15 protein-coding genes are annotated in these 20102 nt (G+C 57.8%); 10 read left to right on the forward strand and 5 right to left on the reverse strand.

From position 1 onward, the window contains the following. Window positions 1-32 precede the first annotated feature (32 nt). From J2J99_RS32785 to J2J99_RS32800, 4 genes are read left to right on the forward strand one after another with little or no spacing between them, the layout of a single operon-like run. Window positions 33-827, forward strand: coding sequence for an ABC-three component system protein (locus tag J2J99_RS32785; RefSeq protein WP_168302340.1), 795 nt, complete (start codon window positions 33-35; stop codon window positions 825-827). Further along, complete coding sequence (locus J2J99_RS32790; RefSeq protein ID WP_168302341.1) at window positions 824-1471, forward strand: ABC-three component system middle component 1; 648 nt, start codon at window positions 824-826, stop codon at window positions 1469-1471. Before J2J99_RS32785 ends, J2J99_RS32790 begins: the two co-directional genes overlap by 4 nt. Continuing rightward, on the forward strand, window positions 1468-4593 hold the full coding sequence (locus J2J99_RS32795) for an AAA family ATPase (RefSeq protein ID WP_168302342.1): 3126 nt from the start codon (window positions 1468-1470) through the stop codon (window positions 4591-4593). The genes J2J99_RS32790 and J2J99_RS32795 overlap by 4 nt, the downstream gene beginning before the upstream one ends. A 34-nt stretch (window positions 4594-4627) precedes the next feature. After that, window positions 4628-5605 (forward strand): HNH endonuclease, encoded by a 978-nt coding sequence (locus J2J99_RS32800; RefSeq protein ID WP_205919343.1) that lies wholly within the window; start codon window positions 4628-4630, stop codon window positions 5603-5605. 112 nt (window positions 5606-5717) lie between these two features. Here the strand turns inward: J2J99_RS32800 and J2J99_RS32805 are convergent, their stop codons facing one another. The 5 genes from J2J99_RS32805 to J2J99_RS32825 all read right to left on the reverse strand — a co-directional run bounded on the left by J2J99_RS32805 (window position 5718) and on the right by J2J99_RS32825 (window position 11840). Beyond that, complete coding sequence (locus J2J99_RS32805) at window positions 5718-6926, reverse strand: aminotransferase class V-fold PLP-dependent enzyme (RefSeq protein ID WP_168302343.1); 1209 nt, start codon at window positions 6924-6926, stop codon at window positions 5718-5720. Further along, window positions 6923-8425: a phenylacetate--CoA ligase family protein gene (locus J2J99_RS32810; protein WP_168302344.1), complete on the reverse strand. Its 1503-nt coding sequence runs from the start codon at window positions 8423-8425 to the stop codon at window positions 6923-6925. The genes J2J99_RS32805 and J2J99_RS32810 overlap by 4 nt, the downstream gene beginning before the upstream one ends. 2 nt (window positions 8426-8427) lie before the next feature. After that, window positions 8428-8835, reverse strand: a complete 408-nt coding sequence (locus tag J2J99_RS32815; RefSeq protein ID WP_168302345.1) for a hypothetical protein — start codon at window positions 8833-8835, stop codon at window positions 8428-8430. Between the two features lie 431 nt (window positions 8836-9266). Further along, window positions 9267-10478 (reverse strand): hypothetical protein, encoded by a 1212-nt coding sequence (locus J2J99_RS32820; RefSeq protein WP_168302346.1) that lies wholly within the window; start codon window positions 10476-10478, stop codon window positions 9267-9269. A gap of 216 nt (window positions 10479-10694) precedes the next feature. Then, window positions 10695-11840, reverse strand: a complete 1146-nt coding sequence (locus J2J99_RS32825) for an RHE_PE00001 family protein (RefSeq protein WP_168302473.1) — start codon at window positions 11838-11840, stop codon at window positions 10695-10697. Between the two features lie 14 nt (window positions 11841-11854). Here J2J99_RS32825 and J2J99_RS32830 point away from each other — a divergent pair, with 14 nt between their 5' ends. From J2J99_RS32830 to repC, 6 genes are all read left to right on the forward strand, one after another. Next, window positions 11855-13528, forward strand: coding sequence for an IS66 family transposase (locus J2J99_RS32830; protein WP_168302465.1), 1674 nt, complete (start codon window positions 11855-11857; stop codon window positions 13526-13528). Between the two features lie 277 nt (window positions 13529-13805). Then, window positions 13806-14093: a DUF7673 family protein gene (locus J2J99_RS32835; protein WP_168298510.1), complete on the forward strand. Its 288-nt coding sequence runs from the start codon at window positions 13806-13808 to the stop codon at window positions 14091-14093. Then, window positions 14093-15250, forward strand: a complete 1158-nt coding sequence (locus J2J99_RS32840) for a tyrosine-type recombinase/integrase (protein WP_168298518.1) — start codon at window positions 14093-14095, stop codon at window positions 15248-15250. The genes J2J99_RS32835 and J2J99_RS32840 overlap by 1 nt, the downstream gene beginning before the upstream one ends. 474 nt (window positions 15251-15724) lie before the next feature. After that, on the forward strand, window positions 15725-16936 hold the full coding sequence (repA, locus tag J2J99_RS32845) for a plasmid partitioning protein RepA (protein WP_168298520.1): 1212 nt from the start codon (window positions 15725-15727) through the stop codon (window positions 16934-16936). Further along, window positions 16933-17976: a plasmid partitioning protein RepB gene (repB, locus tag J2J99_RS32850; protein WP_168298522.1), complete on the forward strand. Its 1044-nt coding sequence runs from the start codon at window positions 16933-16935 to the stop codon at window positions 17974-17976. The genes repA and repB overlap by 4 nt, the downstream gene beginning before the upstream one ends. Window positions 17977-18129: 153 nt before the next feature. After that, entirely contained in the window at window positions 18130-19344 is a 1215-nt protein-coding gene (gene repC, locus J2J99_RS32855) for a plasmid replication protein RepC (protein WP_168298524.1), read from the forward strand. Window positions 19345-20102: the final 758 nt, after the last annotated feature.

A 20102-nucleotide genomic window follows, 5' to 3' on the forward strand; every position in this document is an offset into this window, starting at 1 on the left:
GATTGGCCAACGCGAGCGGCGGAAAGATCCTGTTGAGCGTCGCTCATGGTGTGCAAAAGTCCTGGCAGGCAATACTCCCCAACGCGCCGGTGGCCAATTCGAGTTCGTCACGATATCCTTATCGGGCGATTGGAGCCCTTTCCATTGGCGAGTACGTTGATGAATCGCTAGTCCGCCAACTGGACGCCGCGCTTTCGAAAATCAAGGTGAGCGGAAAATGCTTCAGGCTTGGACCCATCGCCCCGGATATCTTGGACGCAACTCTCGCCACCTGGGACGACTGGCGTGCAACGCTTCACGCTTCGCCCTCTCTTCGCCGCGACTTCTTGGCCTGGCTCGGCAGCATTGGTATCATCAAAGCAGACCCTTGGGACGGTGACAATAAAGCAGTCGAGCGAATGGCGGGCGCTCTGGTGCTCATGCTTGCCACGCATCTTGGCGAACCTCTCAAGCCAGCGGTAGTCCCAAGAGGAAACCTGACATTCGACGTCCATGGACTTGCGCTCGGATCGGCAGCCGAGGCAATTCACGGCGGAGATCCGCTGACGGATTGGAGCCGACCCGATCATTGGGACGTCGACGCGCTGATTTTGTCGGGAAGCGCCGAGGTAGAGGTCACGGCGCCGGATGACACGGTGCTCACTGCAGGCGAACCCGGATTGAGCCTTAGCGTCGCCCGCAGGGTAAAGCCGGCCATTGTGCGAAACGACTTAAATTGGCGATCTGCTCTAAAAACAGATCTCGATACATGGCGAAAGGCGGTCGAGGAAGAGTTCGGCCGATGGCGAAAGCGCCAGGATGACGACCGAGCGAGGGTTCTTGCATGACGCCTGAGATACTCAAATCATTTCTGGTTGACGCTACAAAAAAGCTAGGCTGGCAAGCTGACGAGGTTGCGGAGTTCACCTCACCAGACTTTCGCAGTCGGCCGGCTCAGCCCGATGTTAAGTCGCTTGACGGATTGTTCGGACTTCGGCTCGGCGATTATCCTGTCGTCATCGCTCCGATAATGCTCGAGTCCCCTGACCAGGTGAAGTTGTCCCTAAAGAAACTCCATGCGCAAATGGTCGTAGCGCGCTCGTTCATGCGTGAACGCGAGGTCATCAACGCTCATCTGTTCCTATGTGCGACATCGCCGACACCATCGGGCGACTGGAAACGTCTGGTCGATCTTCTCGAGCGCGATGAGACCGTTTGCAGGAAAGTTGTTTGGATCCCAAAGAAGACCGACGTGCAGGGTTCCTTCGAAACCTTTCTCGGGAGAACCTTCCTGGCAATGCCATGGGCGAGTTCAGATTCTGTCACCGGCGCCCCCCTCGATGAAACCTATGAGCTAGCTGAGCGCATTCTCGAAAAGCATGGGCTGGAGAAGAAGGTCGCTGAGCAATGGGTGATCAAAGCGGATCAGCTGAAGGATGACGCTAAAAGCCTGGTAACCGAGCTCGTTCAAGCCAGAGAGGCGTCCAGATGAGCAACGTTTATCTCAACCGCATTCGGCTTGAACAGTATCGGACTTTCAAGACCCTGGACATTGAGCTTCCAGACGGACCTGGTGTGCTAGTCGTTCACGGTAGCAACGGTATTGGAAAGTCGTCCATGTTCGATGGACTGGAATGGGCGTTGACAGACAAAATCGACCATTTTCGGGATGCGGACGGAGTTAAAAAGGTCGGCAGTTACCTTTGCCGCTGGAATCAGGACTCCCCGGGGCCCACAAGCGTTACGCTCGAATTTACGGGCGGCAATAGTCTGTCGCGCACCTTATCGTCATCGAGAGCAACGAAGTCCACCGTCGCCGGCACGATCCCAGACATTGCGGAGTATCTGCGGGATAAGGCTTGGGACCGCAACATATCCGAACTGTCGAGCTATCTGTTGCTGACCCACTTTCTTGGGCAATCTACGAAGTCGCGTTTGACCAATCGAGAGCCCGGCGAACGTTTTGACATCCTCAAGGAGGCAGCTCAAAGCAAACAAGTCGAGGAGATCGCGAAGGCATTGCACGGGAAAGGAAATACCAAAGCTAGCCGCGCATTTTCCGACCGCATTGGCGAATTGAACAAGGATGTATCAACACTTCAAAACCTACTCGATACGGAAGCGAGCCTCTGGTCGGGGCTAACGAGCGTCTCTGCCCTCAGCGACGATACGTCGACGCAACTTGCCCAGACGATCTCACAGTTGCTCTACGAAGCGACTGGAACCACTCAGACGGCGCTTGTGACGGCATTTGATGAGGGGACGATAGGGGTCCTCGAGACCCGCCTTCATGGGCTACGTGATGAAATGCGCATTCTGACGACAAGGATAACGTCCGGAAACGAGACGCTGGCATCCTGGGAAAAAACCTCGCGCCAGCTTTCGGAATTGGAGGCCGCGCAGACGGCCATCAATGCCCAGATCGCGGCCCTTGCGGTCAAGCGCCACGAGCTTGAGGAGGCCTTGTCACGTTTGAAGGATGGCGAGGACGCGAGCCGGCTCGCTGCCAAGAATGCCCGCGACCGGCGTGACCGTCTTATGGGTCTGAAAGACGCACTTCAGTCGGCCGCGCTCCTCGTACAGAAAAAGGGTACTGCGGATGCGAATGTCGCAAGTGCCCGCTCCAAGCTGGAGGACGAATCCAGGCGACTGTCCTCACTTGAACGCCGCTTGCAGATTGTTCGCCGCATCGAGGGTGACGTTGGGCGACTGGATGAGCGAATAAAACTTACGCAAACCGAGCGCGAGAATGTTTCCACCTGGATAACACGAGGCGCTAGGATTGCTGAGATGCGGTCCTCTGTCGAGGCGCTGGAAGCATCTGCTCCTAATCTTGATGACGATATCTCAGGGGCCAGCCAAGAGTTGGTATCGTTCGACGAGCTTGTCGAGGGGCAAGAGAAGATCCTCGCAGATCTGCGATCGACCGTGAATGCGATGTCGAGCGCCGTTGCAAGCGTAGCGGCGAACCTGACGCACGAGTCATGCGATTGCCCCGTCTGCGCGACGCATTTCAAAACCGAAGGAGAATTGCAGCGTCGCGCGGCGGGCGCCGCTGAACGGCTGGCACCGCTCGCACTGGCGCAGGAAACGCAGTTGATCGGTCTCACACGGCAACGCGACGCGGCGAAAGATAGGCTAAGCCAGCTACGCGGACTTGAAAAACAGCGCAACGATCTCAATGACACGCGTCGTTCGGAAGAGCACGCAAATAGAGATCTCGCTGCTAGCGTATTTGGCGCAGATTTGACTGCCGACAACGAAACGGCGAGGCTGCGCCATGAGCGGCTCGAAAAGAACGCCGCTGAAATGGCTTGGCTGAGACAGCGCAAATGGTACTGGCGAAACAAATTGTCCGGCACGCTGTATGAGCCAGGCGGAGACCATGCGGCTACCGTTCGGCGCCGAGACCAGGCTCAGATCGAGGTATCGACCGCTAACCAAGGACAGGATGTCGCAGCCAAGGAACTCGCGTCGATCACAGCATCCGTCGCTCTATATGACCAAGCTCTTGGTACAAACGCGCCTCGAGGAGATCGGCTCGATGAGGCGCTTGCCGCCGCGGAAGATGACCTTTCAACGAAGGAAGCGGTCAGCAAACAAGCTGCATCAGACCGCGAGGCGGTTGAGCAGGATCTGGCTTCCCTGGACGTTGCAGCGAGCGCGGCAGCCGTACGAAAACAGCAAGGCGCGGAGCTGATCGATGCGGCGGTCCAAGGGAAAAATGAAGCGGTCGCAGCATGGCGCCGGTTGATTATCGAAGGCTCTGACGAGCCTGACGCAGAACTCCTGAAAGTGTTGACGGAACGCTCTATGCGATTGCGGGAGAAACTGAGTGAAGCAGAGGATCTTCTGAAACAGTTGCGAGACGGAAGAATGGCCAAAACGCTTGCCGAAAATCACGTTGTAGCTCTGGAAAGCCTCCGCGCTGCGATCAACGGTGCGCCCAATAGCGATCGATCGCAGCTTCGGGCAGAGGCCCATGCGGCAATAGACGCGAAATCGAGGGCTGCAGACGCGACGCAGGAGGCGAAAGATATCGCTCACGCCGCAAGCTCGGAAATACTGGATGAAGTCGCCGAATTCAACGCAAACTACATGAAACCACTTGGCACGCTCATGAAATCGATCAGCCGGGCGATCCTTTGTGACCCGAGGGTTGGCATCGATCAGCATGTTCGAAATCGGCGTGTCGAACAAAGCGCCACAAAGGATGGGGAGGTTCCTACCGAAGTCGGACAGATCGACCCAATCTTGGTTCACAGCGAGGGACAGATGGCGGCGCTTTCGGTCAGCATGCTTTGCGCCGCAAGCCTTACATATCCCTGGTCGCGCTGGCGCGGCCTGGTTCTAGACGATCCGTTACAGCACAATGATGCAATTCATGCTGCAGCCTTCGCGGATTTCGTCTGCAACCTAGTGGCCGACCGCAAATATCAGGTCCTTCTGTCAACGCATGATCGCGCTCAGGCCGAATTCGTACGTCGCAAGGTCGCCTCGCGAGGACTGCCTTGCGGCATGTTGAGCCTTCAAGGTGTGGGGCAGGATGGCGTTGAATGGAACTACAATCCAGCCGTGGGCGCCTCATCCTTGACCGTGTTTCAGACGAGATAGTACTCATTTGTGGTGCACGAACGGAAAGGTAAAGTTGGAAAACACGATATCAGATGATGAGGAGTTCGAACTCGACGAGCCGGCGGCTAACACACATACGCCTCCCGGATGGCCGATTAAAACCATCGAGCTTGTTCCGAGCGGCAAAGGACCAAAACACTACGGCCCATCGGCTTTCCGGTTTGGCGCGGCGCTGACGCTCAGCGTCATTCTTCCGCGTCGAGGATGGACCCTGGTGAGGAAAACCAAGACGTACGTCTATCTTGTCCCGCCGGCCGACCAGCCATCTCCGCCATTTACGATTGCCATCGCTGTCCCGACGCCCGAACAGGCGATGGAAATCGCCCTTCGAAGCTATCGAAGAGGAAAGTCCTGGACGGGACAGCTAGGAGAATGGCCCGCCTGGTACTTGCATGAGCGCAACCGGGACATGCAGGAAATCTGGCGCGACCCCGACACCGGCGAGATGCGTACGATGTTGCTGGCGAACCCGCCTCAATCCAGTTTGTCGATCGGCCAGTGGGGTGTCTGGGAGATGGAGGTGACGGGCGAAGCGGGCGAGTTCGCAAATGGAGCGCTGCCGCCGTCAATGCTGCCCGTGCAAGCAGCGGCTGTTGACAGTCCCGCGCCGCTCCTTGAAGGAGCCGGTCGAATTCTTGAACTGACGCATTACGAACGCAATCCCGTTGCTCGCAGGCTGTGTCTCGCGCACTACGGGTGCCGTTGCCAGGCGTGCGGCATGTCATACGAGGAGCGTTACGGCGCGATCGGGGCGGATCTCATTCATGTCCATCACGTCATTCCCTTGGCCGCGAGGGATGGCGAGCACGAGGTCGATCCCATCCGCGATCTGGTCCCGCTCTGTGCGAATTGTCACCATGTCGTGCATTGCCGCAACCCGCCCTACTCAGTTAAGGAGGTTCGTCGCGCGTTCATGATGCGCGCCGGTAATCTTCATCATCAGTCACTGCTCACCCTGAGCGGAAGGCACGATGGGAGCGGCGATCAATAGGATTTGAAAGTAGACCGCGCGAATTCTCAACGTTCCACGGACGTTGGCCTTGCGTAGGCCTTGCGGCTTGCTCATCTGCCCTGTGGACGCTGAACGCGTCGGGTCCGATCCGTTAGCGTCCAAAAAAAGGATGCATGGCTCGCTCGAGTGCGTCCGCAGCGAGACGAATTTCGGCTGGGCTGTTGTAGAGATAAGCAGAGATCCGAACGGCGCCGCCCATCTGCCGATAGTGCTGGAAGATCGGATGTGCGCAATGCAAGCCCGATCTCGTCATCACAGAAGATGAGTCACTGATGGTGCGACACAGGACGTCAGCAGAAATCCCGTCGACTGTCGACAGGAGGGAAACGATCGGAAGGTGAGTTGCACCGTCAAACGGCCCAAAGATTTTGACGCCGCGCAAACTCGAGAAGATATTTTCGATCTCTAGGCTCAAGCTGGCCTGGTGCTCAAGAAGCATGTTCTCTTCGAAGCTGTCAAGGTAATCGATCGCTGCGGCCAGGCCGAGTGCTCCTCCTATGTTTGGCGTGCCGGGCTCCAGGCGATACGGAAGGGGGCGTAGCTCGTAGCCACCCAGATCGACGCTTGCCACCGTTCCGCCCCCTAATACCAAGGGTCTCAGTTGCTCAAGCTGTTCCCGACGGCCCCATAATACTCCAGTACCAGCCGGGCCGAGCATCTTGTGGCCGCTGAAGACGAGGAAATCGCACTGGAGGGCCGCGACGTTGACTTTGAGATGCGGGATCGCCTGGGCTGCATCGACGACCGTAACGACCCCCAAATCTCGCACGGCGGCACAGATCTGCGCCACGGGATTGACCGAACCGTTCACATTGGAAACCCAGTTTATCGCAAGGACATCGGGTCTCCAACGCTCCACCGCATCGCAGACTTCCTCGACTGATAGCGGCGAGAGAGGATCACTGCCTACGAATTGAACATCGAAACGTTCCCTCCACGGCAGCAGGTTGGAATGGTGTGAGTTGCTCGATACCAGCGCACGCCTGCCCGATCCAGTCGGTAGCCCGTGAGCGACCATTCCCATCGCAAAAGTCGCATTGAGTGTGAAGACAACGAGATCCGCGTCGGTGTTTATGAAGGACGCGACGCGTCTTCTCGCGCGCTCATAGTTAAGCGTCGTCTCAGACGACAAACCGCTGACGCCACGATGAACATTGGCTCCCAGAGACCGCGCATAGTTTGCCTCTGCGTCGATCACCGCGTTCGGCTTCAGGGAGGTCGCCGCCGAGTCGAGATAGATGATTGGATGACCGTCGACGGTCCTTCGTAGAAGAGGAAAATCTTCGAAGACCTTCCTCAAGGAATGATCTCCGGCGTTGGGAGTTTCGTGAGCGTCGTGCCGACCTTCAGAGAGGGCAAAAGCTCGAACCCACAGACCGCCCTTATCCGAAGATGGGCGGGTTCGAAATAGTCCGACAGAAGGTCGGCGAACTCCAGAATATCAGGATCTGCATCCAAGGCGGCTATGAGTTCCACCTCGAACATTTCCGGCTGTCTCTGCGTAATCCGATAAAACTCGAGCCATTCAGGCGCCTGGATCGCTCGGTCTATCTGCAGCGATGAAATCCAACTTTCCCTCGTCCGCAGCAGATCTTTGGCTCGACCATGCAGCTCAATCACAGGCCAGGCCGAGAACGCGCAGTCACATTTCTTGCCGGTCCAGGAGGCGAGATCTCCTATCAGATATCGAACGAGCGGCGTCAGGGTATCGAATGTCGTGATCACAACGTTCCCGATAGCACCCGGCTGACACGCTCCCTGCTGATTTATAATCTCGAGATAGACTGCATCCGCTCGGACATGGAGACAGCCACGGTGACATTCAACGGCCAGCCGGTTCTCTTCTGATGCGCCATAGTCGTCGAGGACAGGACATTTGAATGTTTCCCGCAACGTGCGGTGCGAGAGTTGCGTGCGAAATTCGAAACCGGTCTGGACAACTGGGACCGATGGTACAGGGATAGAGTACCGCCGCGCAGCGCGCACCAAGCACTGGAGATATAGTGGATCAGCAGCGAGGATTGTCGGTCGGTAGTCCGTTAACTCAGCATGGAAATCTTCAATAAGCGTGCGATCCATCGAGAACGGGTCTGAGGTCGTTCGCAACAACAGATCGGGCGATGACTGTGATATGCGATCCTGATAGGTGGTCGCCTGACGGAAACATGCGGAACTCGAGCAGACCGCGGTCGTGAAAAAAGCCGTTTTTGGCTGTTTGCCGCTCAACGGTATGCCCAACAGATCATCGGCACCAAAGGGAAGCCGGTCCACCATGGAATTTGCCAAGACCTGGATGCGGTCTTCCGTCGACCCGCTTGTTGCCACGAATGCCATCCGCCCCGAAAATAGCCCCTCTCGCAGGTCGATATTGGTGGGCAAGAGGGCGTGAGGAAAATTCGCCCGAAGATCTTTTCGTCGCATCAGTGGAAGAGCTTCGAAGGCCTCGACATCTTCAATCAACTCCGGAGAAAACTGCGAACGCCTTTCGGCAAAATAAGGAACAGTCCGACACAGGCTCTCAAGCCGATCCTGGAGCCGTTGAAGCGTAGACCTGCCTCCAGCCAGCGCGTTTCTCTGCTTCCGGCGAATGTCCGTCAGATCGGCTGTGTCGTTTGTGAGCCCGAAGCGAGCCAACTGCTCCTTCATGGCTAAAGAGGCGAGGCCAAATTGGGAAAGCACGGCGCCATCGAGCTCCGCCGCAAACCCCGTTTCACCATCGAAGAAACTTATACCATCCTCAGTCTCGCGTACCGTGACGGAGGATCGAAGGAAATCGAGATCTGCAGCGGCCGCCAGCATTGCTAACGCATGACGACGTTCGCCAGCACCGTGTTCTTGAGCCTGAAGCTTTCCCCAGACAATGTCTTGACGGAACGATCGCTATCGGCTGGTTCGATGAGGCTGGCAACGTCGTGCAGGCTGATACGGGAGACGACGGCGTCGAGCGGAACTCTGATTTTGACGAGGTCGTACTCCTTACCGAGAAACGCAGTTGTTCGCTCGGTGGTAGAAAACGCTCTTATTGCGTCTTGCCTCAATTCAAACCTGACGCTTGGCCCGCCGGACTCGGTCATCAAATAAGCGAATTGCCCATCTGCGTGTTCAAACAGAACACCGGTGAGCTCCACCTCGTCGGCCGCGTCGGAAACGCTCTTCAGCCAATCGCCGGCTTCCCATTTATTCAGCTTTAGTTTTGATGCTTCGCCCATCGCACCCTCCCTGTCGGTAGACGGAGTGTGATGCAGTTCGGGTTGCAAGTCAATCAATCCTAATAAACCTTTAGGAGTATTTCAGCGGCTCGGTTGGGTTAGTAAGTCGTCGTGCCTCCACGACGGCGGCATCACTATCAAATCTGCCGTCGCTGTCTTTGGTTGATAAAGGGGGCGTACGATTTCGCACTCTTCTTGTTCCGCCCCCAAAATGGGAGGATCGTCAGTTGCTCTTAACCGCAAGCTCGAATTCAAGATGCGTCACTGATTTTTTCGATAGATGTAGGATTTCGCAACCTGATAGCGTTCTACGAGAGGTTGATTGAGAATCAAATCAATTAATGTCGCCGAGCCTGGCGGAAGAACGACGTCGCCCGAACAGCCTAATAGCTATTGTGTCTTGTGGGCGCGATCCTGATCTATTCATTCGGTCAGTAATCCATGTTCGTATGTCGCTCCCATTCTTTATTTCTCCAGTCCAAGTAATGTTCGAAGTCTTCGTCGGTCCCCGAGATCGCATCCGCGTATTCCTTGATGACCGTTGCATCGAAGGACGGGTCGATGCTCGCCCTGATCATTCGATGCGGACGCTCAAGCGCACCTGTCTCCAGGAGAGCATCGAGTTGGTCGAAGGTGCGGCAGATTTCGACATGGCTGTGACTCTCAATCGGGACCACGGTAAAGCGCACGGATCGCCCGAAGCCGCTGAAATTTGCCGGAATTGCCCCGACTTGGGGAAGATGAAAAAAGAGTGATCCACGGTCGTTCTCATTGCCGCCGTGGGCAAAAGGGTTCCGAATGCGCTCCTTGATGTCCCGCATCTTTCCTAAGATAGGAGCCATCTTTTTAGTTTCGATGGCCGGCACAACCAACCTCAGCTTCTCGTCCCACCGTGCGGCTAGGAGCGACAGAACAGCACCATCGGCAAAGGAGGCTCCTGTGAACGCCCGGAGCAGCACCAGGCGATGCTCCAACGCGCTGAAATAGGCGTCGATCATCGCCGTGGAGTGATAAAACCCCTCGTGGTTAGCCCTAGTCGAGCGGTTCAACTCGGCAATCATGTCGCTCATGCAGGCGCTCACCGGATTGCCGGCGGAGGCAACCCTCTTCTTTCGGCGTGGTGTCTCAGCCCTGCGGTATGCTTTGTCCGCCAAGTCCCGGAAGAAGCGGTAGCGATCCTCGAACTCGTAGAATCGGTTGGCGATCGTGACGTCGCCGTTCTCGACTTGGTGCTTTGCGTACGGCTCAAGAAATTTCTCGACTTCCTTGAGGCCAGCTTTCAACTGCCCTACCACCCGCTGGGGCGACAGGGCTCTACCCTTTTCAACCCCGATCGTGAAGCCAAATTTCCGCATCTGTAGAAATACGGGCGTCCCATCTACGCTGCCGTAGGCGGTCCATCGAACCTTTTCTTCAGGCCCACTCATCTTCCATTTAACGACGTAGCGCATCATGAAATGAACCAGATCAGGAACTGGAAAATCGCTACGGTCAGGCTTGAACGTGGACATATTTAAATCTTGGTCGTGCTCGGACCATTTCGGAAAGTCGTCGGTGAAGCCCTGTAGGCTTTTCATTACGCGCGCGGTGATCACGGCGAATGCGTCCATTGCGTCTTGGGATGCGTCCGCTTCTTTCGTCATGTCGCTCTCGAATCTTGCAGGGATTTCCACTATTACCAGACTGCATTCCCTTGGAGGAAACCCTATGTAGACAGATCCGTCCAATAACCTGCTGAAATCCTTGCTTCGGACCTATCGGTAAGCGCGGAACGTTGACATCCCCAGGGCCTCTGCTGAAGGGCGGCCGAAACAGATTCTCCCATGCGCCGGATCAAGGAGTGCCGCCGCATTTGCGTACTAAATTACCCCCCATGCCCGAAACCTCCCCCTCCCGGTCATCTCCCGCAGGCCCAGCTCCAAAACAATCCGCCGCGCCGCCTGCGGCGTCACCTCGAGCGTTTTCGCCACCATCCCGGCCGACACGAGCGGCTTTGCCATCACCAGCTCGACCAGCGCCGGCAATTTCGAGGAGGTTCGCCGTCCTTCAAGTTTTCGGTCCATCATCGTCTTCGCCAGCGTCAGCCGGTCGTGCTCTTTTAGACCGAGCTCGGCGGCCGCCAAACATCCGTGTGCTATCGCCAACAGCCGCGTCGCCCGATCACGATGCCGGCGCCGATCGACGGGAATGGTTTTCAGGCCGAGATTGATGGCAGCGAGATGCGCACCTGACGTAATGCCGGCCTGGCGGAGGATCGATGCGACCAGCAGCTGGCCGAGCCACGGCGCGTGCTGAAGGACGGACAGCTCGTTCCAGGCATCGAGGGCGACGATCGCCTGCAGCATCGCTGGCAAGTTTTCCGCCTGGCGCAGCACGCCGCGCCATTCGTCCAGCCGGGAATCCTCGTCCCAGTCGAGATCATAGACGAGCGGATCTCTCTCCGCCGCGCCGCCACGGCCGGGCCGGGTCGCGTTTGCGATCGCAGCTTCAGATCGGGCCAGCACCGCATCGATGGCGGCATAGTCGACGCCGGGAAGATTTTCGATGTCGTCGGCGTCATCCCCCTCCCCTTCCGGATCGATTGTGACCGCACGCAGGATGGCACCGATCGTCTGCGCCTCTTCCGTGTCAGCCGTCGTGATCTCCGCGGTTTTCCGCAGCGAGCGGATGCCGTCGGCAGAGAGCGCCCAATCGGGGGATTGGCCGGCGATCCGCCGACGGGTTCGCAGCACGTCGCGGGCGATTGTCAGCTCATGTGTGGGTGTGCGAATATCTTTTGTCGCGTCGTGGAGGACGAGGTCCTCGAGATGGACAAGTTCGCCGTCGATCCAGAGGGATGCGCAGGCGTCAGTGAAATTTTGCCGTTCGAGAAAACCGGCGCCGACCGGCGAACGCGCGATACGCTCGTCGAGACGGGCGAGCTCGATACCGGCCTCAAAAGCCGGTCGCATCAGTACCTGGAGCAAATCCGGTGGCAGGAGGGATTCCTGTTTCCTGCAAATCATGAGATTCTTCTTTCATGACGAAACGCCGCCTGCCCATGGCCGAGCATGCCGACACGCTGTCGCTGAAGGCGCTGCGCGAGCTCGTGACGGGTTTGGTGGAGCGGGCTGATCGAGCAGATGCCCGGATTGAGAAGCTCGAAGCTGAGAACCAAAGGCTTCGGGATGAGAACGACCAGCTCAGGCTCGAGAACACCCGGCTGAAGATCGACAACCAGCTTTTGCGTGACGAGATTGCTCGCCTGAAAAACCTGCCGCCGCGCCCGCCCTTCAGACCGTCGGGGATGGAAAAGGCAACGGGTGGCAAGACGCTCACCGGCAAGAATCCGGCGCCCAGGCCGCGAGGGCCGAAGAACGATACGAAGCGGGTCACGCGTGAAGAGGTGCTGGCTGTCAATGTACCGCCTGGATCGCGCTTCAAGGGCTACAAGGACTGTTTCGTCCGGGATCTGGTGTTGCGGGTCGAGGTGGTTCGTTACCGTCGGGAATGCTGGGTGACGCCGGAGGGAGACACCATCATCGCGCCGCTGCCTGTGGGGATACGAGGCGGGTTTGGGCTCAATCTGCGGCGATTTTGTCTGATGCTGCATGCGCATGGGCAGGTCACGACGCAGCGAATGACGACGTTGCTCAACGACGTCGGTGTCGAAATCTCCAAACGCCAGGTGGTTCGTTTGCTGACAGAACGGCTGGACGGCTTTCATGCGGAGGATGCAGCCGTCCTCCACGCCGGCCTGGTCTCGGCGCCCTATGTGACGGTCGACGACACCGGTGCCCGTCACGCCAACCGCAATTTTTATACGACGCATATCGGTGGCGAGCATTTCACCGCCTTTCGCACGACGTCCTCGAAGTCGCGACTGAACTTCCTGGCGCTGCTGCGCGGCAACTATCAGGACTATGTCCTTAACGATGCCGCCTTCACTTTTCTCGAAGACCGACAGGTCGACCCTGCCCTTCTGGCACGGTTGAGCACCCACGAACCGCAGCGGTTTGCCAATCAGGTTCCGTTCCTCGCCTATCTGGCTGAGAAGGGTATCGACATCTTTGACCGGGACATTATCCGCCCGTTTGCCGAGGCCGGTATCTGGGGCTCCATTCGCCATCATGGGCTGGTCGGTAATGCGGTGATCGTCTCCGACGATGCCGGGCAGTTTCGGGTCGGTACCCACGCGCTGTGTTGGGTCCATGCGGAACGGCTTCTGCACAAGCTGATGCCGGCGACGCCGCGCCAGGGAAAACATGTCGAGACCCTGCGCGAGCTGATCTGGCTCTTCTACAAGCAGCTGAAAAACTACCAGCGAAGTCCAGGACGGCGTGCAGCCCGCGGTCTTCAGGTTCGGTTCGATCGGATATTCTCCATCCGCACCGGATATCGCGACCTCGATCAACTGCTGTTGCGGCTGAAGCGCCGCAAGGCCGAGCTGTTGCGGGTTTTGGAGCGGCCTGAGACGCCGCTGAATACGAACGCCTCGGAACGGGATCTGCGCGGGTTCGTCATCAAGCGAAAGATCTCGGGTGGCACGGTCAGCCGCAATGGCCGACAAGCGCGCGACAGCATGCTCGGGCTGATGAAGACCTGCCAAAAGCTTGGTCTGTCGTTCTGGCACTATCTTGGCGATCGGCTGGGCATGGGTGATGACGACCATCCTGTTCCGCCCCTCCCTTCCATGGTTGCGGCACGCGCCTGACGCCTCATCCTTGCCCATTGGGCTGGCACTGCCACCAGATTTGCTCCACTTACGTCGCATCAGGGCAGTCATGCTGATTTTTGAAAGATCGTAAGTCATTGAAATGATGGTAAATGATTTGCTAAAGGAACTCTATTTCAATTTTAGGGTTCCTCACCTGGTATGATTGCCGGTTGGGGTTATAACCATCGATAAGTAGCGCTTATCGATGCTGATCGACAGGAGCCGCGAATCCACCTAATCTGGACCAAATCACGCTCCGCAAAGGCCTCCTTCCATGGATGATCGCGTCCGCTTCGCGCTCGAAAAGCTGCTCAACGTCGCCCACGGCGATACGGGGCAGAGCCGGCGCGTCGCCAATTTCCTGCTCGCCTGGTGGAATGCCGACGTGCATGGCGGCTTCGACCTGACTGACCTGGCCGACCTCGATCGCGAAATCTGCGAGGACATCATCACCGTCTTCACCTTCATCGCCCGCGACGAGACGCTCTCCTATCCCGATGCCTACAAGCCGGAGATTGTTGAAATCATCCGCCACTGGCGGCCGCATGTCGAGATCGACTGATGGGGGTACCAAGGAAATCCGCCACCCAGTCCGCCGTCGAGCGGCGCGCCGAAGAACTCGACACCATCGCCTCTGTCCTGCCGATGGAACGCCGCGACGAACTCGCCGAACTCTTGACCGACCAGGATGTCGAGACGTTGCGCCATCTCGTCAACCAGGGCATGGGCGACAATACGCTGCGGGCCCTGACCTCTGATCTGGCTTACCTCGAAGCGTGGGGATTGGCCGCGACCGGCAGGTCCTTGCCCTGGCCGGCGCCAGAAGCGCTGCTCCTGAAGTTCGTCGCCCATCACCTGTGGGATCCAGAAAAACGTGGGACCGACCCCGGTCACGGCATGCCAGCTGATATAGAAGAGAACCTCCGGGGCCAGGGCTTCCTGAAATCCACTGGCCCGCACGCGCCATCGACGGTGCGCCGGCGGCTGGCGAACTGGTCGACGCTGACGAAATGGCGCGGCCTCGACGGCGCCTTCGCCTCCCCTCCCCTGAAATCCGCCATTCGGCTCGCCGTGCGCGCCGTCCCTCGGAAGCGAAGCCGGAAGAGCGCCAAGGCGGTGACCGGCGATGTCTTGGCAAAACTGCTGGCGACCTGCTCGACCGACAGCCTGCGCGATCTGCGCGACCGGGCGATCCTAATGGTTGCCTTTGCGTCCGGCGGCCGCCGGCGCAGCGAGATCGCCGGGCTTCGTGTGGAACAGCTGAGCGTCGAGCCTTCGATCCAGGTGGTCGACGGCCCTCCCCTCCCCTCTCTTGCGATCCATCTCGGCCGGACGAAAACGTCGAGCGGCGAGGAAGATGACGTCGTCTATCTCACCGGCCGGCCGGTAGACGCGCTGGCTGCCTGGATGGCGGCCGCAAAAATCGACAAGGGAAGTGTGTTTCGGGGGATTGGCCGCTGGGGGACGGTGTCGAAGCGGTCGCTCGATCCGCAGTCGGTCAATGCGATACTCAAGCAGCGGGCAGCGCTGGCTGGCCTGGAGCCGGGGGAGTTTTCCGCGCATGGGCTGCGGTCCGGTTATCTGACCGAGGCGGCCGAACGCGGCATTTCCCTTCCCGAGGCGATGGAGCAATCACGACATCGATCTGTGCAGCAGGCATCAAGCTACTACAATAGTGCTACTCGACGCAGCGGAAGGGCGGCGCGATTACTTTCGTAAATCTCAGAGCTGGATTGTCTCTCGGTACCATCCTCTCGCTCTCAAGATTGCTCTTCCGTCCTTGCCAGAACCATTTAACCGCACCGTGAAAATTGCACATAAGCGGTCTTAGTCATGGGAACATGCGATTCCAGACCATACTTCGAAGCGAGGCGACGCTGTTGACTGAGTCGCGAAGAGCGGCACGCGGATACGCCAGTTTTTCGATCCCGACGGGCTGACCGTTCACTTGCGCCGGCTCGGTGAGCGAAGAATCCAGTTGATGGATGAGAACTGCCATTGCTTGAGTGACGGCTCCAACGCTCTGTTTGTAAAGGACATACTCAAGGCCAGATGTGAGTCTTGGGCGAGCGCGTAAAGGTTTTGTTAACCCTAAATAGCTTGCCAGCCTGTTAGAATCGATGCTTATTGTCAGCAGCGGAGTGATTAGGAAATTCCGCTCAGAAGCGCTATTTCAAGAAATCAGGTTCGGGGATGCCCAAAATCGCTGCAAAATTACCGCCAAAAGACGAAGACCTGATGGGGTTGATTGAGCGCCATTCTCGTTCCTTGTCGGCGCAACTGCAAGATCATCAGCTCGCGACCTTTCCCCCCACGGCGGAAAAAGGCATTCGCACGTTTCAGCCGGCAGAGGCGGCAAAACTGGTCGGCGTGAAAGAAGTATATCTCCGTCAGCTCGCAAACGAGCTTGAGGGTCTGCAGGTCAGCACCAGTCCCACCGGCCGCCGGTCATATTCCGTCGAAGACATGCACAAGATTCGCAAGCATCTCGACCAGGTAGGCCGTGGCAATCGGCGCTATCTTCCACACCGCCGCGACGATGAAGCGCTGCAGGTTATCTCGGTCATGAATTTCAAGGGCGGGTCCGGCAAGACGACGACCGCTGCTCACCTCGCCCAGTATCTCGGCCTCCGGGGTTATCGGGTGCTCGCCATCGATCTTGACCCGCAGGCCAGCCTGTCGACGCTCTTTGGCAACCAGCCAGAGACCGATGTCGGCGTTAACGAGACGCTTTATGGTGCGATTCGATACGACGACGCTCGCCCAATGGCCGAAATTGTTCGCGCGACCTACATTCCTGATCTTCATTTGATCCCCGGCAACCTCGAGCTTATGGAGTTCGAACACGATACGCCGCGGGCGCTGATGAAGCGGAAGATCGGCGATACCATGTTCTTCCACCGGATCAGCGAGGTGCTTGACCAAGTGGCGCCCAATTACGACGTTGTGGTAATCGACTGCCCGCCGCAACTGGGCTACCTCACCCTGTCTGCGCTGACTGCAGCCACCTCCGTTCTGATCACCGTGCATCCGCAGATGCTCGACGTCATGTCGATGAACCAGTTTTTGTCGATGACATCCGACTTACTTCGGGAGATCTCCTCCCACGGCGCGCGCTTCGACTATAACTGGATGCGTTATCTCATCACTCGTTTCGAGCCGAGTGACGGGCCACAGAACCAGATGGTCGGGTATCTCAGGGCGATTTTCGGAGAAAATGTTCTGAACTTCCCAATGCTGAAGACAACGGCTGTTTCCGACGCCGGTCTCACGAACCAGACCCTTTTCGAGGTGGAGAGAGGCCAATTCACCCGGGCGACCTACGATCGCGCGCTGGAGGCGATGAACAACGTCAACGAAGAGATCGAGTCGCTGATCAAGAAAGCATGGGGAAGAAAATCATGAGCAGGAAGGACATCCTCCGCACCCCAAAGCCAACCGCTGCCGTCGAGGCGCCGGTTGAAAGACCAATTAAGAGCCGAACGATTCTTCCGCTCCTGGCCTCCCCACCAGCGGAAGGGGCTACACCGTCATCTTCGCGTCTCACCAGCCAGGTTGGCGGCGCTTTTGCAGAAGGCAAGGCGAGGTTCGAGCGCGCCGAAGAGATCGAAAAACGGCTGGCAGAAGGCCAGACCATCATTGAGCTAGATACGGATACAATCGACCCGTCTTTCATTCCGGACCGCATGTCCGGTGATATCGACGGTCTAGTTGAAGCGATCCGCGAGCAAGGCCAGCAGATCCCGATTCTTGTGCGCCCTCACCCCGAGACACCGGGTCGCTATCAAGTCGCATTCGGGCACCGTCGTCTGCGTGCAGTCTCGGAACTCAACCGTCCCGTCAAGGCGGTCGTCAGGGACCTGACCGACGAGCAGCTCGTCATTGCCCAGGGCCAGGAAAACAATGAACGTGAGGATCTGACATTCATCGAAAAGGCGCGTTTTGCCTCCCGGCTGACCGAGAGGTTTTCGCGAGATGTGGTGATGGCCGCGTTGTCAGTCTACAAAAGTGATCTGTCTAATATGCTGTCCGTCGTAACGCGCATTCCCAAGGATATTGTCGATGCGATCGGCCCGGCGCCGGGGATTGGCTTAAAAAGTTGGGTGGCTCTCGCCGACCTTCTCGCACGTGACGCCGACCTCGAACATGCCTCAACCTTCTTGCGATCGGCGGAAGCGAAGGCCCTGCTCTCGGCTGACCGGTTTAAGTCACTTGTTGCCAGCCTCAAACCCGTGCCAACAAAGCGCGGGCTTCCGCATGTTCTGACGACGCCCACCGGCGTGCGTCTGGCCCAGGTGACGAAGAGCAAAACCAAATTGGACCTGTCGATTGACCGGCGCGAGATGCCTGACTTCGCCGCATTCGTGCTCGAGCGATTGCCAGTACTCTTTGAGGAGCATCGCGCCAAGAGCGGTGCTGAAGACAAGTTGAACAACGGAGACTAAGCGCAAAAAGAAAAAGGCCCCCAAACGTCGCCGTCGTGGAAACCTCTTTCAGATCTAAGCAACCTGAGAATCGCACTTCCACGAATGTTCGTCAAGAGTCTTGGCACCGATTTGGTGAGCCGATTTCTTTTGCCTTGTGAAAGGTGAAAGACGATGCAGACAGGAAGTGTGACGACGCCCTTTGGGCGGCGGCCGATGACGCTTGCTCTCGTGAGGCGGCAGGTTGCTACAAGCGAGATCAAGGCGGGCAAATCAGTCGAGAAGTGGAAGGTCTTCCGGGATGCTTCCGAGGCCAGGGAAGCACTCGGCCTGCAGTCGAACAGCCTTGCTGTTCTTGACGCCCTACTGAGTTTCTATCCGGAGAACGAATTGCGCCAGGAAGCACAATTGGTGGTGTTCCCCTCGAATGCACAGCTGATCCTTCGTACCCACGGTATGGCCGGGGCGACACTTCGGCGGCATCTTGCATTGCTCGTAGAGTCCGGGCTGATCGTTCGGAAAGACAGCGCGAACGGCAAACGCTACGCTCGCAAGAATAATGCCGGCGAAATCGAGAATGCCTTTGGCTTCGATCTCTCGCCAATCCTCGCCCGATCCGAAGAATTGGCGCTCGTCGCGCAAAAAGTCGTCGCTGCACGGTCTGCATTCAGGCGGGCCAAGGAGAACCTGACGATCTGCCGACGTGACGTTCGCAAGCTGATTTCCGCAGCAATGGAGGAGGGCGCCGACGGCGACTGGGCGGACATCGAAGCGATCTATGTCGAACTCGCGAGCCGCATACCACGCTCCCCGACTATGACAGACATCACGAACATTCTCGACGAGATGGAACTGCTCCGCGAGGAGATCATTAATCGATTGGATAGTCAGGAAAATTCACAATTTAATAGCAGCAATGCTGCTCATATTGAGCAGCACATACAGAATTCAAAACCCGAATCCCTCAATGAACTTGAACCTAGCTCTGAAAAAGAGCAGGGCGCAAAGCCGAGTAAGCCCGAGAGGGCGAATGTTGAACCGCTGAAGGCTTTCCCGCTTGGTGTTGTGCTGAAGGCCTGCCAACAGATAGCCGATTACGGGCCCGGCGGCGCCGTGGGAAGCTGGCGAGACCTCATGTCGGCCGCCGTGGTGGTGAGATCGATGCTAGGGATCAGCCCGTCCGCCTATCAAGAGGCTTGCGTTGTCATGGGGCCGGAAAACGCTGCGGTTGCGGTCGGTTGTATTCTTGAGCGCGCAAATATGATCAATACCCCAGGTGGGTACTTACGGGATCTGACGCGGCGCGCTGAGCGCGGTGAGTTTTCTCTCGGTCCGGTGATAATGGCGCTGCTCCGCAACAATGGTGGCAGCCTCCTTCGAGCCGTGTAATTGGCCGTTAGTTGCGACTAACCGCGCTAAGCCGCTCAAATGATAGGTGTTTCCGGATTGCTTGGCGTTTCCGTCGCCGTTCCGGGCGATTTCGCGGTTTGGCAAAGTTCGTTGTACTGCAATACCGGCATCGCGATATTGGAGCCCGGAGGACGGAACGTATAGTGCTGGGATGTAGAGTTGCAGGTGCAGATGCGTGGGTAAATTCGACCCTACCAGCGTCTCAAATACAAACTGGTCAGAGTTTCAGTTCACAGAGTATCGGGTGCAAGACAGGTGCATGCGTTGGTTCGCTGGAATTGCTCGACAGGCATCGCTGACGGGATGCTCATGGTCGTTAGTCGTGACTAACCGCCTCAAGCCACTGAAATCATACTTTTTTCAAAGGTATTGACCGACGGTCAATGTTGCCGCCAGTCTCTTCGAGTTCAGCAGCGCGCCGGCAACGAGTTCCTGGGCTTTCGAGAGGGTCTTGGATCCCCGGCTGCTGCGTACTCCTGAGTTGCGTCGGATACCGGCTCAAGATCATCGGGTTCATAACGCGATGATGCTGCGTGTACGAACGCATCGCAGGACCGGCTAGCGGGCGCGGATCGACCCTACGCGCCGCCACTGGGTCGTTCCTCACGGTCTTGAGAACACATGATCTAAGCTGCTCGCCCGGCGAGACAGGGGGAAGAAGAGTGGCGAGTGCCGTGCGGCGAAAGCCCAGGCGTCAATCTCGGCTGACCCCCGTTTGCCAGGCGGCCTAACGTTAG

This window comes from Rhizobium binae, from assembly GCF_017357225.1.
GTDB classification, from domain to species: domain Bacteria; phylum Pseudomonadota; class Alphaproteobacteria; order Rhizobiales; family Rhizobiaceae; genus Rhizobium; species Rhizobium binae.

Excerpts from the sequence above, each read along its gene's own strand:
- J2J99_RS32790 (WP_168302341.1), top strand. The coding sequence starts at position 824 with ATGACGCCTGAGATACTCAAATCATTTCTGGTTGACGCTACAAAAAAG.
- J2J99_RS32795 (WP_168302342.1), top strand. The coding sequence starts at position 1,468 with ATGAGCAACGTTTATCTCAACCGCATTCGGCTTGAACAGTATCGGACT.
- J2J99_RS32810 (WP_168302344.1), bottom strand. The coding sequence starts at position 8,425 with ATGCTGGCGGCCGCTGCAGATCTCGATTTCCTTCGATCCTCCGTCACG.
- J2J99_RS32815 (WP_168302345.1), bottom strand. The coding sequence starts at position 8,835 with ATGGGCGAAGCATCAAAACTAAAGCTGAATAAATGGGAAGCCGGCGAT.
- J2J99_RS32820 (WP_168302346.1), bottom strand. The coding sequence starts at position 10,478 with ATGACGAAAGAAGCGGACGCATCCCAAGACGCAATGGACGCATTCGCC.
- J2J99_RS32825 (WP_168302473.1), bottom strand. The coding sequence starts at position 11,840 with ATGATTTGCAGGAAACAGGAATCCCTCCTGCCACCGGATTTGCTCCAG.
- J2J99_RS32830 (WP_168302465.1), top strand. The coding sequence starts at position 11,855 with ATGACGAAACGCCGCCTGCCCATGGCCGAGCATGCCGACACGCTGTCG.
- J2J99_RS32835 (WP_168298510.1), top strand. The coding sequence starts at position 13,806 with ATGGATGATCGCGTCCGCTTCGCGCTCGAAAAGCTGCTCAACGTCGCC.
- J2J99_RS32840 (WP_168298518.1), top strand. The coding sequence starts at position 14,093 with ATGGGGGTACCAAGGAAATCCGCCACCCAGTCCGCCGTCGAGCGGCGC.
- repA (WP_168298520.1), top strand. The coding sequence starts at position 15,725 with ATGCCCAAAATCGCTGCAAAATTACCGCCAAAAGACGAAGACCTGATG.
- repB (WP_168298522.1), top strand. The coding sequence starts at position 16,933 with ATGAGCAGGAAGGACATCCTCCGCACCCCAAAGCCAACCGCTGCCGTC.
- repC (WP_168298524.1), top strand. The coding sequence starts at position 18,130 with ATGCAGACAGGAAGTGTGACGACGCCCTTTGGGCGGCGGCCGATGACG.